General features: G+C 65.5%; 1 protein-coding gene. It reads right to left on the bottom strand.

Going from position 1 to position 391, the window contains the following annotated elements; genetic code table 11:
- Nucleotides 1-391, bottom strand: a 391-nt coding sequence (locus tag D7Y04_RS43525; RefSeq protein ID WP_147477387.1) for a UvrD-helicase domain-containing protein, incomplete at both ends; no start/stop codon positions are given.

Raw genomic sequence — 391 nt, forward strand, 5'->3', positions numbered from 1 at the left:
CTGGATTTCGTGCGCGACGAAGCGGGCCTCCTCCTCGTCATTGGGGCACGCGACGACCTTGACCTTGGGGCCGCCCTTGCGGTCGGTCCACATCTGCTTGGCCTTGCGCTCGGGGTTCTTCGCGATGACGGCGTTGGCCGCGTCCAGCACCATCTGCACGGAGCGGTAGTTCTGCTCCAGTCGCACCTCCTTCCCACCCGGGAAGAAGTGGTCGAAGTGGAGGATGTTGCGCACCTCCGCGCCGCGCCACGAGTAGATGCACTGGTCGTCGTCACCCTCCGCGCACACGTTGCGCGACTCGCCGGCCATCAGCTTGAGCACGTCGAGCTGGGCCATGTTGGTGTCCTGGAACTCGTCCACCAGGAGGTAGCGGAAGCGGCGCGTGTACTTG

Origin of the sequence: Corallococcus sp. AB038B (assembly GCF_003668955.1) — a bacterium.
GTDB lineage: Bacteria > Myxococcota > Myxococcia > Myxococcales > Myxococcaceae > Corallococcus > Corallococcus exiguus.